Source organism: Paraburkholderia guartelaensis (assembly GCF_004353905.1).
Lineage (GTDB): Bacteria > Pseudomonadota > Gammaproteobacteria > Burkholderiales > Burkholderiaceae > Paraburkholderia > Paraburkholderia guartelaensis.
Genome location: NZ_SMOD01000019.1, coordinates 41,911 through 55,929 on the forward strand (window position 1 = coordinate 41,911; position 14,019 = coordinate 55,929).

Sequence of the window (14,019 nt, forward strand, 5' to 3'; positions counted from 1 at the left end):
CCTAGAATCCACTCACAGCCAGCCGATGCGGCGAGTCGCAGCGAGCCGGCCGAGCACGACAAGGTATGCACCGTCGTTGCGCATAGACGCTAAATAATTTCGGAGGTTGTAATCATGAAGTCGCTCCTCAAGGCTGTTGCCCTTACCGTTGCTCTGGCTGCTCCGCTCGCTGCTTTCGCTCAGGCCGATCAAGGTCTGACCCGCGAGCAAGTGCGTCAGCAACTCGTCGAATTCCAGCAAACGAGCCGCAATCAGACTGCAGCCACTGCCCAGACGGCCGCGCCTGTCGCCCAGACCGACGGTTCGTTCGGCGGCGTGAGCAACACGACGTCGGTTGCGGGTGCTCGCTATGTGTCGGAAGCGGCTCGCACGGGTCCGCAATCGGTGTATTTCGGCGGTCAGTAAGCCTGTCGGCAGTCAGCAAATAAAAACGGCCCGCGACTTCGCTTCGCGGGCCGTTTCGCATTCGGGCTTCCCATCTTGTAGCCGCTATATGGCTTCCGCCTCCGGCGAGTCGAGCACGAGATCCGTGCGCGCGACGGCCACGCAGGTCAGCACATAGCCCTCGGCTTTTTCCTCGCGGCTCAATCCGGGCCACTCAATCGTGAAGCTCACTTCGCCACTCACCACGCGACACATGCAGGCGCGGCAGGTGCCGTTGCGGCACATACGCGGCAGACGAATGCCCTCGAACGCCGCCGCTTCGAGCAAGGTCAGCTCGGGCGGCGCTTCGAAGCTGCGCCCGAGCGGCTCCACGCGGACCACAGGCACATGCGGCGGTCCGTCCTGCCTGCTTGCGTGACTCACATCGCTCATGAAATCGACACCCCGAGCAGCCGCCCCGCGCCCGCCGTGAACGCCGCCGCGGCGAGTCCGATCACGATCTGCCGGAATGCCGAGAACGTCGCGCTGCGCCCGTTGAAGAGCGACGTGAACACGCCGACGAGGGCAAGTCCGCACGCGCTCAGCGCCACCGACTGCGCGATGGCCGTGACGCCGTGCGCCCACAGGAACGGGGCAGTTGGAAACGCCGCGCCGAGCGAGAAGAGGCAAAACGAAACGGCGGCGGCCGACCACGGATTGCCGCCCAGCTCCTTCGGATCGATGCCAAGCTCTTCGCGCGCAAGCGTATTGAGCGCCTCGTCCTTGTTGCGCATGATCTGGGCGGCCACGCGGCGCGCTTCATCCGGATCGATGCCCTTCGCCTGGTAGATGAGTGCGAGTTCGTGGCGCTCGGCGTCGGGCGTGTGCTCGAGTTCGTCGGCTTCCTTCGCGAGCTGGGTGCGCGCAAGCTCCCGCGCGTTGGTCACCGAGAGCCACTCGCCGAGCGCCATGGAGCAGGCGCCCGCGACAAGGCCCGCCAGCCCCGTGAGCAAGATCGTGCGATTGACGCTGCCCGCGCCCGCCACGCCCATGATCAGGCAGAAGTTCGAGACGAGCCCGTCGTTCGCCCCCAGCACCGCCGCGCGCAGGTCGTTGCCCGACGTCGCGCTCTTGTGCCACGACTCCGCAGCGCCGATCGCTTCGCCATGGCCATGTTCGGGCTCGCGCTTCTTCGCGACGATCGCCTGGACGATGGCGGCGTGCTGCTGTTCCTGGGCGGAAAGCTTCTCGGCGCCGGGTTCGCGCGCGTAGCGGTCGCGGTCGGCGTATTCGGCGGCGGCGACCGTGGGCAGCACGAGCGAAGGGCCAAACGTGCGCGTGAGCGCTTGCAGCAGGCGGGTTTTTGCGCTGCGCCGATGCGGCCGGGGCGTGACGCCGTTGGCCGCGAGCTTCTCGCTCCAGACGCTCGCGTGCTCGCGCTCGGAGGCGGCGAGTTCCGCGAAGATGCGGCGGCGCTCGTCGTCTTTCTCGACCGCGGATAGCGTGTCGTAGACGGCGGCGCTGTCGAGTTCGTCGGCGAGATTGCGCCGGAAGCGGTTGATTTCCTGAGCGGTGGCCATGGGGCGCGGTGCGGGAAGCGATCCGCCAAGCTTACCCTGGCGCCGCTTTGCCCAGAAGCCGCGCCTCGACCCGCCAGGCCGGTGCGCTCAGCGGCGCTGACGCAGATGCCGATAGACCGTGTTGCGCGCGAGCCCGAGTTCGCGAGCCGCCGCCGAAACATTGCCGCTGTGGCGCGCGAGGGTCTCTTCGATGAGCCGCGACTGCCAGACGGAGAGCCGCGCGGGTTCGTGTTCCGTGTCGCTCGTCTGGTCTTCAGCCGTGACGTCGGCGGACTGCTCCGTGCATTCGCTCGCGGGGGCGCAATCGTGCATGAGGTCTTCGGGAAGATGCGCCATGTCGATGGCGTCTTCGCCTTCGGCCATGATCGCCGCCGTGCGCAGCGCGCTCGCGAGCTGACGCAGATTGCCCGGCCAGCGGCAGCGCGCGAAGCACGCACGAACGGCCGGTGTCAGACGCGCGGGCGCGCCCGGCACCTCGTGCCGCACGATCTCGAGCATGCGGGCGACGAGCGCGTCGAGGTCGGTGCGCTCGGCCAGCGCAGGCAGCGTGACGACGAGGCCGTTGATGCGGTAGTAGAGATCCTCGCGGAACGTGCCTTCGGCGATCATCGCGCGTAGATCGCGGTGCGTCGCGCAGACGATGCGCAAATCCACCGGCACCGCGCGCGTGCCGCCGAGCGGCACGACGGCGCGCTCCTGCAACACACGCATGAGCCGCACCTGCTGCGCGAGCGGCATGTCGCCGATCTCGTCGAGAAAGAGCGTGCCGCCATGCGCCTGCGCGATCTTCCCGGCGCTGCCGCGGCGCTTCGCGCCCGTGAACGCGCCGTCCTCGTAGCCGAACAGCTCGGCTTCGATCAGCGTGTCGGGCAGGGCGGCGCAGTTGAGCGCGACGAACGGCCCGTCGCGGCGCGGTGAATCGCGATGCAGCGCCCGCGCGAGCCATTCCTTGCCGGTGCCGGTGCGGCCAAGCACGAGCACCGGAATGTCGCGGCCGCGCACGCGCGCCACGCGCTGCAGGGCGGCGGCAAGCCGCTCATCGCCGGTGTCGAGTTCGGCGAGCGTGGGCTGCGGGGTGGTGTCGGTGGCGTTGGGCGCTGTCGCCTGGACGGAAGCGGGCGTGTACGGCGAGCGGGACGTTTCGGGTACGGCGCTGCGCGCGAGCGTAGCGACGCCCGACGTGGCCGCGCCGGGCGTGGCGCGCGCGATCACGCGCACGCCGCTTGGCAGTGCGAGCGTGAGCGGCTCGCCACTCGCGCGCATGAGCTGCTGCATGAACGCCGCGAACGGCTGGCCGAAGAGCGCCGCGAACTCGCGCTGCTGCAGCTCGGCGAGCGGCGCGCCGAACTGGAACAGGGCGCTGCGGTTTGCGCAGAGCAGCGTGCCGTCGGCCGAGAATGCGGCCAATCCTTCGTAGAGCGTACCAATGAATTCCGCACGCGCGTGAAACTGGAGCCGGATGGCATCGGCGAATTCGGTGTTGAACAGATGGTTCTCGATCATCTGCGCCGACATGCGCACGAGCGCGAGCGTGTGCTTGTGAAAACCGCGCGACTCGCCGCTCACGTCGAGCGCGCCGAGCGTGCGACCGTATGGATCCGCGATCGGCGCGCACGAACAGGTGAGGATGTGATTGGCGCGCAAAAAGTGCTCGCCCGCATGCACCGTGGTCGGCTGGCCTTCCACGAGCGCCGTGCCGATGGCATTCGTACCGCGATGCTGCTCGGCCCACGATACGCCCGGTCGCAGCGCGACGCGCTGCGCTTTCTCGACGAAATCGCTGTCGGCATAGCTATGGAGGATCACGCCGTTGCGATCGGTGAGCAGCACCATGCTCTGCGTATCGACGATCTGCGCGTGCAAGGCGTCCATGACGGGACGCGCCTGGTGATAGAGCGTGCGGTTCGTCTCGATCAGCTCGCGCAGGTCGGCGGCGGCCAGCGCGTCGAATTCGGGCGCCTCGGTGGCACGCAGCCCGAGTGCGCGCGAGCGCGCGTGTGCCTGCGCGATGGCGTCCGCGCGGGCCGCGTCGTGCGGCGTGACGGGGCGTCGGGTCACTCGTGTCTCCAGTCGTTTTGGGCGCTACGCTGCGGCGCAGCATGGCAGTGCACGAGCGGCGCCTCTGGGGCAGTTCATGGTACAGGATACGCGGCGGCTGCCTATTCGGGTTGAAGCCGGGTCGCAGCCCGTGTTTCAGCCGTGCCGTCGCCCCTCAACTGCGCCTTGAGTTTACCGGCGCGGGTGCCATGATGAAGGTGAGGGCGCATTCGCGTCGCGCCCCCGCTGAGTAGCGGAGTTCGTCATGGTGCACGGCGAATTGAGGATCGTGGTGGCGGTGATCGCCACGTTCGTTGCGCTCTTTGGCCTCGGGTATGCGATTGACGGATTGATCTTCGACGAGAACAACGTCGTGCTGTCCGGCATGGTGACCGTGGCCCTTGGGATCGTCGCGTTCGTGGTGATGCTCACCCTGCACCCGAAAGACCTCGAACATCTCGATCAGCACCGGCATCGCGAATCCTGACGCGCCCGGTGGCGCGCATGGTGCGATGCGGCAACCGGCGCAGCGCGTTGGCGCAGGGCCGGGGAGGAGAGTGTTTGTGCGCGCAACCGCGCATGCGAATGCTGCATCCGCGAAAAAAGGGGCGAGACGAAGGCCTCGCCGGCTATTTCAGGCGTGTGACAACGTCGACCTTGCGGGCGGCAGGAAGTCGTCTAAAGTGAATCAAATCAACCCGCGCGAGCGTATCGTTCGCTAAGGTCGATGTTGATCCGCGTGTGCCGGATCGGGGTGTTTCCAGGCACTAATCTGGGGCAGCCCGTGGCCGGCTGAACGCGGCCTTTTCACCCTCCACCAAAGGCGACCCCCATGCAGATCATGTTTCCGAATGAGGTGCCCGAGTACTCGGGCCCAGACCTGACCTTGGCGTTTCCGGCGATGATCGATGGCGAGCGGGTGGAGTGTCTGATCACGGCGGCGGCGCTGGAAGATCACTTCGGGGCGGCTTCGCCGCGCGCCGAAGATATGCTCAGCGCGTTCGACCATCATCGCGACCGCATCGAGGCTTGCGCGCGCCGTTTGCTCTCCGAAACACGTGCGCAGTGCCTCGTGCTGCGCAGCGGCTACGTGCGTTTCGTGCAGGCGCACGCCAACGCGTAGTCAACACAAGAGCGCCCGCAGGACGCGGGCGCTTTCTGTTCAACTGAGTTTTCTTGCCGCGCCCTTTTCGGGCGCGGCTTTCGTTTACGCGCGCGCCGCCTTGCCGCTAGATCATGCGGCGCAGCGTGTTGTCGCGGAATACGACGTGATGCGCGATCGCTGCGAGCGCGTGCAGCCCGATCACCCAATAAAACAGATTGCCGATCAGCACGTGTGCGTCCTTGAGGAACGTGCGCGCGGCGGGGTCCGGGCCGACGAGTGCGATCTGCAGATCGAGCCCCGCGAGCGTGACCGGATGGCCGCCGGTGTTGATCATCAAAATACCGAGGAGCGGCTGCACGAAGATGAACAGATAGAGCGCGAGATGCACGAGGCGCGAGAGAAACGACAGCAGCGCGTTCGAGTCGATCTCTGCAGGCGCGCCGCGCCAAAGACGCCACACGAGACGCAGCACGGCGAGCGCGAGCACGAGCGAGCCGGCCCAGAAGTGCACGTTGCTCCAGAACGCGCGGCTGTCGGTGCCCTTGGGGCCGCGCACCTCGATCGCGAGATAGGCGAGCGCGATGAGAACGAAGATGACCCAGTGAAAGAAGATGGCGGGCTTCGTGTAGCGTTCGGTTGCGGCGGGGTAAGTTGCCACGTGGCGGCTCCTGTGTGCGGGGAATCTGACGATAGTTCCCTATGATAAGGAGGACGCGCCGTACGGGGCAGTTATGCGGCTGGGAAGTTTGATGCTGAGGGGGGCGGCGGCGAATCAAAACAAAAAGGGTGGCGCGAGGCCACCCTTTTGCGTTTATGCGTTGCCGAGATAGAAGAAGCGGAACAGGAACACGGCGGCGATGATCCACACGATCAGTTTCACGTCGCGCACACGGCCCGTGAGGAGCTTGAGGCCCGCATACGAAATGAAGCCGAAGGCCACGCCGTTGGCGATCGAGTAGGTGAACGGCATGGCAAGTGCCGTGAGAGCGGCGGGCACGACTTCGGTGGCGTCGTCCCAGGGCAGATCGGCGAGTTCGCGCAGCATCAGGCACGAGACGTAGAGGAGTGCCGGCGCCGTGGCGTAGCCCGGCACGACGCCCGCGAGCGGCGCGACGAACAGGCACGCGAGGAACAGCACGGCCACGGTGAGCGCGGTCATGCCGGTGCGGCCGCCCGCCTGCACGCCCGAGGCGCTTTCGATATACGCCGTGGTCGACGAGGTGCCGAGAACCGAGCCCGCGAGAATCGCGGTGCTATCCGCCAGCAGTGCGCGGTTCAGACGGTGCATCTTGCCGTGCACGAGCAGGCCGGCGCGATTGGCCACGCCCATCAGCGTGCCGGTCGCATCGAACAGTTCGACGAGGAAGAACACGAGCACCACGTTGAGTACGCCCGTGGAGAGCGCCGCCTTGATGTCGAGCTGCGCGAACGTCGGCATGATCGACGGCGGCGGCGAGAAGACGCCGTGGAACTGGTTGCCGCCGAAGAAGAACGAGAGAATCGTGACGCCCACGATACCGATCAGAATCGCGCCGCGCACCTTCAGCACGTCGAGCGTGACGATCGCGAAGAAGCCGATGATCGCGAGGATCGTGTGCGGATCGTGCAGGTTGCCAAGTTCGACGAGCGTGGCCGGGCTGCCGACCACGACGCCCGAGGTCTTGAGCGAGATGATGGCGAGGAAAAGACCGATACCCGCTGTGATCGATACGCGGATCGAATGCGGAATGCCGTTGACGATGGCTTCGCGCACGCGCAGCAGCGTGACGATGAAGAACAGGCACCCGGAGATGAACACCGCGCCGAGCGCAGCCTGCCACGTGAAGCCCATGCCCTTCACGACCGTGTAGGCGAAATACGCGTTCAGGCCCATGCCGGGCGCGAGCGCGATGGGGTAGTTCGCGTAGAGGCCCATGATGATCGAGGCGAGTGCCGCGACGAGGCAGGTGGCGACGAATACGCTTTCCTTCGGCATGCCGGCGTCGCCGAGAATGGCCGGATTCACGAAGATGATGTAAGCCATCGTGAGGAAAGTAGTGAAACCGGCGAGCAGTTCGGTGCGCAGGTTGGTGCCTGCTTCTTCGAAACCGAAATAGCGTTTGATGGCGTCCATGAAGATCGGGCCCTTGAGAGTCGAGCGGGTTGTTCGCTGCTTGTTTGTGTGATTTCTTGCGTGTAGCCGGCAGGTCGTTGACGTGCCCATGCACGCGCGCGTGCCGTAGCGCGTAGCTACGGGCGCGATTGTAAACAATTGTCCGTCGAGCGCAGAAAAGCCGTTGTGAGCGTGGAACAGGTACAACAGCGCGCGTAGCGGCGGCAAGCGTGAGAAGGCGCGGCGAGTCGCGCCCGTGGCGGGAAGAAATGGGCACAGCCGCTCACGAGCGCCGGGCGTTGCACGCCCGGTGCCGGGTTACTGCGGCCGTCCTGCAATCAAGCGATTACTGCTGCATTTGACCGGCGGGAGCTCCGGCGCCGGCGCGCGCCGCACGCCGTTGCGCGACGATCGCGCCCGCCCGTTGAGCGTTTTCCGGGTAGTCAATCCAGTCGAGCGGATCGTAGCCCGCCTGCCGCCATTCGATCAGATCCGCACGGACCTGCGCACGAGTCAGCGGCTGTGAAGGATCGTACGGTTGGGCCACCGCCGCAGCCGACGCGAAGCAGCACGCTGCGGCGAGGACGCCGAGCGCTACACGTGGAAGGGAGTTCATGGCAAGGCCTTTCATATTAGGGATATCCCTAGGAGTATAGGCGCTATCTCAATAACAGAAAGGGGGATCGAAGCCTTCTTTGGTTACGCGCCGCGCTTCGATAGAGCGCTTGCTGCGCGGTAGTCGGTCGGGCGCTGTCCGGTCCACTTGCGGAACGCCCGATGAAACGCGCTGGGCTCCGCGAACCCGACCGCGGCGGCGACGTCTGCGACCGAGCGGCCCGGTTCCCGCAGCGCCGCGATCGCCAGGTCGCGGCGCAGTTCGTCCTTGATCGACTGGCAGCTGTGGCCTTCCTGGCTCAGCCGCCGGCGCAGCGTGGCGGGCGCCACGTTCAGGCGTTGCGCGATGGCGTCGGCGTCGGGCCACGCGGTGACGGGCAGTGCGCGCAGCGCGCGTCGCACGCGCGCCGCGAACGAGCCCGGATTGCGGTACTTCACGACGAAGTTGCCGGGTGCGTTGCGCAGAAACGCCCGTGCCGAGCTGGCGGTCTGGATCACGGGCAATTCGAGAAAGCCGGGCGCGAATTCGAACCAGGTGGCCGGCTGATCGAATGTCATGTCGTCGCAGAGCATGAGCTGGTATTCGTGCACGGCGCCCGGCTGCGGGCAGCGAAAGCGCGCCGCGAGCAGCGGAATGCGCCGCCCCACGAGCCAGCACACGAGCCCATAGACGAGGATGAACCAGGTGGCGTACGCGAACATCGTGGGCGTGGGTTTGCCCACGCGATGCGAGAGCGTGACGCGCACCCGTGTGGCGTCGATGTCGATCTCGCCCGATAGATCGTCGAGCACGAGCCGCATGAAGTGCACGGCGCGCTGCAGCGCATGACGGCCCGTGCGGGCGCCGAGCGCCGAGTGCGTCATGGCGATGAAGCTGCCGCTTTTCATCGCGCGCGAATCCTGGCCGAAGAATTCGTCGTCGAGCGCGCGCGCGATGCCAGACCATAACTGGCCATATTGCGCCGCGCTCACGCGCGCCTCGGGCGCGAGCAGCACGGCCGTCGCGATGCCGGCGGCATCGGTGAGCGGTGCGGTTTCGAGGCCGCCAGCGCGCGCCAGCGCGAGCGTCTCGTTGACGAGGCTCATCGAGATCGTGCCTTTTTCGCTCAGTGTCTGGATTCTCGCTGGCTGCACAGAGCCGCCTCCCAAGGGGTTATCGCAGCCGATATGGTAAATCCGATCAGCGAATTTGAGCGTGGCGGGCATCGAATACGGCCGCTCGCGTGCCTACACTTTTCGTAAGCCTTGCCGCCGGGGCCGCATCGCGCCAAAGTGGAAGGCAAGCGCAAGAGACACAGGAAGGGGACACACATGGACGAGTTCTATACCGACGACCAGCGCATGATTCGCGACGCCGCGCGCGACTTTGCGAGCGGGCAACTGGCGCCGAACGCGGCGCAATGGGACCGCGACGGCAAGCTGCCCGACGAGGTCGTCAAGCAATTGGGCGAGCTGGGCTTTCTCGGCATGATCGTGCCGCAGGAGCAGGGCGGCTCGTACACCGACTACGTGGCCTACGCGCTCGCCATGGAGGAGATCGCGGCCGGCTGCGCCTCGTGCGCGACGCTCGTGAGCGTGCACAACTCGGTGGGCTGCGGGCCGATCCTGCAGTTCGGCACCGACGCGCAAAAGGACCGCTGGCTCGGCAAGCTCGCGAGCGGCGAGCTGATCGGCGCGTTTTGCCTGACCGAGCCGCAGGCAGGCTCCGAGGCGAGCAACCTGCGAACGCGCGCCGAGCTGCGCGACGGCCAGTGGGTGCTCAACGGCAACAAGCAGTTCGTGACCAACGGCTCGCGCGCGAACATTGCCATCGTGTTCGCCGTGACCGATCCCGACGCCGGCAAGCGCGGCATTTCCGCGTTCATCGTGCCGACCGAAACGCCTGGCTTCAACGTCGGGCCCCATGAGAAGAAGATGGGCATCCGCGCGTCGGACACCTGCCCGATCTCGCTCGTCGACTGCGCGATTCCCGAAGCGAATCTGCTCGGCCAGCGCGGCGAAGGGTTGAAGATCGCGCTCGCGAATCTCGAAGGCGGACGCATTGGCATTGCCGCGCAGGCGCTTGGCATCGCGCGCGCGGCCTTCGATGCGGCGCGTGCGTACGCGCACGAACGCGTGCAGTTCGGCGAGCCCATCATCAAGCATCAGAGCGTGGCCAACCTGCTCGCGGACATGCAGACGCGCATCAACGCCGCGCGTCATCTCGTGCATCACGCAGCGCGGCTGCGTACGCTCGGCAAGCCGTGTCTTTCCGAGGCTTCGCAGGCCAAGCTTTATGCTTCCGAAATGGCCGAGGAAGTGTGCTCCCACGCGATTCAGATTCATGGCGGCTACGGCTTCCTGAACGACTATCCGGTGGAGCGTCACTACCGCGACGCACGCATCACGCAGATCTACGAAGGCACGAGCGAAGTGCAGAGGATGGTGATTGCACGGCAGCTTTGAAATGAAGTGAGGAAGACGAAGCAATAATAAGCGAGCGCGTATGCGCCATAGCTATGTATGGGACCGGAGTAAGTGATAAAGCACTAACTCCGGCTCGACAGGAGACGACGATGACCGGGTTCACCCCTTCCGCGCAGGCCTTCATCGACGCACGCGAACTACTGCTGCGTCACCGCACCGACTACGCACGCGCGTACGACGAATTCGCGTGGCCGAAGCTCGACGCGTTCAACTGGGCGCTTGACTACTTCGACGTGATGGCGCGCGGCAACGACAACCCGGCGCTCTGGATCGTCGACGACCTCGCGGACGGCGGCACGCGCTATTCGTTCGCGCAGATGTCGGAGCGCTCGTCGCGCATGGCGAATTTTCTGCGCGAGCATGGCGTTGCGCGTGGCGACCGCTTGCTGTTGATGCTGCCCAATCGCGTCGAACTCTGGGACGTGATGCTGGCGGCGATGAAGCTGGGTGCCATCGTGCTGCCCGCCACGACGCAGCTCTCGCCCGACGACGTGCGCGAGCGCGTGGAAACGGGCGGTGCGCGCTACGTCGTCGTGGACGCCGCCGAACTCGGCAAATTCGATGCGCTCGATCCAGGCGTGAAGCGCATTGCGGTGGGCGCGGCGCCCGATGCGTGTAAAGGCTGGATCGATCTTTCGCGCGCGTACGAAGCGAGCCCCGCGTTCGAACCCGACGGCCCGACGCGCGCCTCCGACCCGCTCCTGCTCTATTTCACCTCGGGCACGACCTCGAAGCCGAAGCTCGTCGAACACACGCACGAGAGCTACCCCGTCGGCCACCTTTCGACGATGTACTGGATCGGCCTCATGCCCGGCGACGTCCACTGGAACATCAGTTCGCCGGGCTGGGCCAAGCATGCGTGGAGTTGCTTCTTCGCACCGTGGAACGCGCAGGCCTGCGTGTTCGTCTACAACTACGCGCGCTTCGTGCCGAAAGACACGCTTGCCGCGCTCGTGCAATGCGGTGTGACCACGCTGTGCGCGCCGCCCACGGTGTGGCGCATGCTCGTGCAGGAGCCGCTCGCAGCGTATGCGGTGAAACTGCGCGAGATCGTGGGCGCGGGCGAGCCGCTCAATCCCGAGATCATCGAGCGCGTACGTCACGCGTGGGGCATTACGATCCGCGACGGCTACGGCCAGACCGAAACGACCTGCCAGATCGGCAATTCGCCGGGCCAGCCCGTGGTGGCGGGCTCGATGGGACGGCCGCTGCCGGGCTATCGCGTGGAACTCGTCGATGCCGACGATCGGCCCGCGAGCGAGGGCGAAATCGCGCTGCCGCTCGTTCACCGTCCGCTCGGCCTGATGACGGGCTACGCGAACAACGCAAAGGCGAGCGAGTACGCCATGCGCAACGGCTACTACCACACGTCCGATGTTGCCCTGCGTCGCGACGACGGCTCTTACGTCTACGTGGGCCGCGCCGACGACGTGTTCAAGTCGTCCGATTACCGCCTGAGCCCGTTCGAACTGGAAAGCGTGCTGATCGAGCACGAGGCGATCGCCGAGGCGGCGGTCGTGCCGAGTCCGGACGAGCTGCGCCTGTCCGTGCCGAAGGCCTTTGTCATCGTGCGTCAGGGCTTTGAGGCGGGCCCCGAACTCGCACGCGAGGTGTTCCGCTTCTCGCGCGAAAAGCTCGCGCCGTACAAGCGCATTCGCCGCCTGCAGTTCAGCGACCTGCCCAAGACCATCTCGGGCAAGATCCGCCGCGTCGAGCTGCGCCGGCGCGAAATGGAGCGCAGCGCCGAACCCGCGCGCCAGCCCGACGAGTACTGGGAAGAGGATTTCCCCGAGCTGCGCTGATATCCAAACGGAGTCCGAAATGATCGAATTCGAGTACGCGCATGAAGGCGCGGTGGCCCTGCTCACGCTTTCGCGGCCGCCTGCGAATGCCTTTACGGTCGACGGCTTGCGTCAGCTCCAGCAGGTCGTCGAGGCGTTTGATCGCGAGCCGCAGGTGCGCGCGGTCGTCATCACCGGCAGCGGGCCGAAGTTCTTCAGCGCGGGCGCCGACCTCAATGCCTTCGCCAGTGGCGATCGCGAGGTCGCACGCACGGCGGCGAGCGCGTTCGGCGCGGCATTCGAGGCGCTGCAGCACGCGCGGCCCGTGGTCATCGCGGCGATCAACGGCTATGCGATGGGCGGCGGCCTGGAGTGCGCGCTAGCGTGCGATATCCGCATTGCCGAGGCGCATGCGCAACTCGCGCTGCCTGAGCCTGCCGTGGGATTGCTGCCCTCTGGCTGCGGCACGCAGACCTTGCCTTGGCTCGTGGGCGAAGGCTGGGCCAAGCGCATCATCCTCACGGGCGAGCGCGTGGACGCGCAAACGGCGCTGCGCATCGGTCTCGTGGAGGAAGTCGTCGCAACGGGCGGCGCGCGCGAGGCCGCGCTCGCGATGGCCGCTCGTGTGGCGGGCTTGAGCCCGCAAGCGGTCACCTTCAGCAAGTCGCTGATCCATCAGGCGCGCAACGGCGTGCCGCGCGGCGCGGCGCTCGCGGTCGAGCGCGAGCGCTTCGTCGATCTGTTCGATTCGCCCAACCAGCGCGAAGGCGTCAACGCGTTTCTGGAGAAGCGCAAGCCACGCTGGCATATTGAAACGGAGAACTAGGCAATGAATGCAACACCCGCTTCCGCCCAGGCTGCAACGGAAGCCGAAAAGGAGGTGCTGTTCCGCGTGGTCAATCGCGTGGCGATCGTCACGCTCAACCGGCCCGCTGCGCTCAATGCGCTTTCGCACGCCATGGTGCGCGAACTGGCCGTGCTGCTGGAACGCGTGCGCACGGACGACGGCATCGTCGCGCTCGTGCTGGAAGGTGCGGGACCGAAAGGCTTTTGCGCGGGCGGCGACGTGCGCGCGATCTATCGGCTTGCACGCGAGAAGGCGCGCGAAGGCGCAAACGGCTGGCAGCAGTTCTTCGTCGACGAATATCGCCTCGACTACGCGCTGCATACGTTTTCCAAGCCGCTCGTCGCGCTCCTCGACGGCGTGACGATGGGCGGCGGCATGGGTCTCGGCCAGGCGGCGGCGCTGCGCGTGGCGACTTCGCGCACGAAGATCGCGATGCCGGAAACGCGTATTGGCCTCTTGCCCGATGTGGGCGCGACGCACTTCCTCGCGAAGATGCCGGTGGAGATGGCGCTTTACGTGGGTTTGACCGGCGCGATGCTCAGCGGCGCGGACGCGCTGCATTGCGGCCTTGCCGACGCCTGCGTGCCGGGCGAATGGCTCGATGGCTACGAGGCGCGTCTGCGGGCGGCGCAATGGTCAGGCGATGTGCATGCTTCGTTGCGCGAAGTATTCATCGCGCCGTGTCACGAGGCTAACGATGGAGCGCTCGCTTCCTTCACGCCGCTCATCGTGCGGCACTTCGACCGCCGTCTGCGTGTCGAACAGATCGTCGCCTCGCTGCGCGCCGACCTCGAAAGCGAACACTCGCATGCCGAACAAGCGTGGCTCGAAGCCACACTCGAAGCGCTCACACACTATTCGCCGACGATGCTCGAAGTCACGCGCGAAGCGCTGTTGCGAGGCCGCCAGATGACGCTCGCCGAATGCTTCCGCATGGAGCTTGGCATCGTTGGCCGTGCGATCGAAGAGGGTGACTTCTGTGAGGGCGTGCGCGCGCATCTCGTCGACAAGGACCGCAAGCCGCGCTGGGCGCCCGCCACGCTCGTCGAAGTGCGGACCGAACGCGTGCAGCATTTTCTTGCGTCGCCGTGGCGCGGCGAGGCGCATCCGCTGGCGGACCTCGGCGCATAACG

At 66.3% G+C, this 14,019-nt stretch carries 14 protein-coding genes; 7 read left to right on the forward strand and 7 right to left on the reverse strand.

Annotated features, from left to right (window positions below):
- Window positions 1-114: 114 nt before the first annotated feature.
- Window positions 115-405 carry a DUF4148 domain-containing protein gene (locus tag E1N52_RS23810; protein ID WP_133185189.1) on the forward strand — a complete coding sequence of 97 codons (291 nt, stop codon included), beginning with the start codon at window positions 115-117 and terminating at the stop codon, window positions 403-405.
- Window positions 406-489: 84 nt separating this feature from the next.
- Here E1N52_RS23810 and E1N52_RS23815 read toward each other — a convergent pair whose 3' ends face one another.
- The 3 genes from E1N52_RS23815 to E1N52_RS23825 all read right to left on the reverse strand — a co-directional run bounded on the left by E1N52_RS23815 (window position 490) and on the right by E1N52_RS23825 (window position 4,001).
- Window positions 490-816: a 2Fe-2S iron-sulfur cluster-binding protein gene (locus E1N52_RS23815; RefSeq protein ID WP_133185190.1), complete on the reverse strand. Its 327-nt coding sequence runs from the start codon at window positions 814-816 to the stop codon at window positions 490-492.
- Window positions 813-1,943, reverse strand: a complete 1,131-nt coding sequence (locus E1N52_RS23820; protein ID WP_133185191.1) for a VIT1/CCC1 transporter family protein — start codon at window positions 1,941-1,943, stop codon at window positions 813-815. The genes E1N52_RS23815 and E1N52_RS23820 overlap by 4 nt, the downstream gene beginning before the upstream one ends.
- Before the next feature lie 87 nt (window positions 1,944-2,030).
- Entirely contained in the window at window positions 2,031-4,001 is a 1,971-nt protein-coding gene (locus E1N52_RS23825) for a sigma-54-dependent Fis family transcriptional regulator (RefSeq protein WP_133185192.1), read from the reverse strand.
- Between the two features lie 244 nt (window positions 4,002-4,245).
- On the opposite strand from E1N52_RS23825, the gene E1N52_RS23830 reads away from it, so the two are divergent.
- Both E1N52_RS23830 and E1N52_RS23835 read left to right on the forward strand, forming a co-directional pair.
- Entirely contained in the window at window positions 4,246-4,467 is a 222-nt protein-coding gene (locus E1N52_RS23830; protein ID WP_133185193.1) for a DUF2964 family protein, read from the forward strand.
- Window positions 4,468-4,812: 345 nt separating this feature from the next.
- Window positions 4,813-5,103, forward strand: a complete 291-nt coding sequence (locus E1N52_RS23835; RefSeq protein WP_042266602.1) for a DUF1488 family protein — start codon at window positions 4,813-4,815, stop codon at window positions 5,101-5,103.
- A 106-nt stretch (window positions 5,104-5,209) separates the two neighbouring features.
- On the opposite strand, the gene E1N52_RS23840 is transcribed toward E1N52_RS23835, so the two are convergent.
- The 4 genes from E1N52_RS23840 to E1N52_RS23855 form a co-directional block, all read right to left on the reverse strand.
- Entirely contained in the window at window positions 5,210-5,743 is a 534-nt protein-coding gene (locus E1N52_RS23840) for a cytochrome b (protein ID WP_133185194.1), read from the reverse strand.
- 153 nt (window positions 5,744-5,896) lie between these two features.
- The gene (locus tag E1N52_RS23845) at window positions 5,897-7,198 is read right to left on the reverse strand and encodes an NCS2 family permease (protein ID WP_133185195.1); all 1,302 of its coding nucleotides are present in this window, start codon (window positions 7,196-7,198) and stop codon (window positions 5,897-5,899) included.
- A 325-nt stretch (window positions 7,199-7,523) separates the two neighbouring features.
- Complete coding sequence (locus E1N52_RS23850) at window positions 7,524-7,793, reverse strand: DUF4148 domain-containing protein (RefSeq protein ID WP_133185286.1); 270 nt, start codon at window positions 7,791-7,793, stop codon at window positions 7,524-7,526.
- An 83-nt stretch (window positions 7,794-7,876) separates the two neighbouring features.
- Window positions 7,877-8,878, reverse strand: coding sequence for an AraC family transcriptional regulator (locus tag E1N52_RS23855; RefSeq protein ID WP_246089198.1), 1,002 nt, complete (start codon window positions 8,876-8,878; stop codon window positions 7,877-7,879).
- 225 nt (window positions 8,879-9,103) lie between these two features.
- Between E1N52_RS23855 and E1N52_RS23860 the strand changes: the two genes are divergently transcribed.
- From E1N52_RS23860 to E1N52_RS23875, 4 genes are all read left to right on the forward strand, one after another.
- Window positions 9,104-10,237 carry an acyl-CoA dehydrogenase family protein gene (locus tag E1N52_RS23860; protein ID WP_133185197.1) on the forward strand — a complete coding sequence of 378 codons (1,134 nt, stop codon included), beginning with the start codon at window positions 9,104-9,106 and terminating at the stop codon, window positions 10,235-10,237.
- 110 nt (window positions 10,238-10,347) lie between these two features.
- The gene (locus E1N52_RS23865) at window positions 10,348-12,060 is read left to right on the forward strand and encodes an AMP-binding protein (protein ID WP_133185198.1); all 1,713 of its coding nucleotides are present in this window, start codon (window positions 10,348-10,350) and stop codon (window positions 12,058-12,060) included.
- Window positions 12,061-12,079: 19 nt separating this feature from the next.
- Window positions 12,080-12,865, forward strand: a complete 786-nt coding sequence (locus tag E1N52_RS23870; protein WP_133185199.1) for an enoyl-CoA hydratase — start codon at window positions 12,080-12,082, stop codon at window positions 12,863-12,865.
- Between the two features lie 3 nt (window positions 12,866-12,868).
- On the forward strand, window positions 12,869-14,017 hold the full coding sequence (locus tag E1N52_RS23875) for an enoyl-CoA hydratase/isomerase family protein (protein WP_133185200.1): 1,149 nt from the start codon (window positions 12,869-12,871) through the stop codon (window positions 14,015-14,017).
- Window positions 14,018-14,019: the final 2 nt, after the last annotated feature.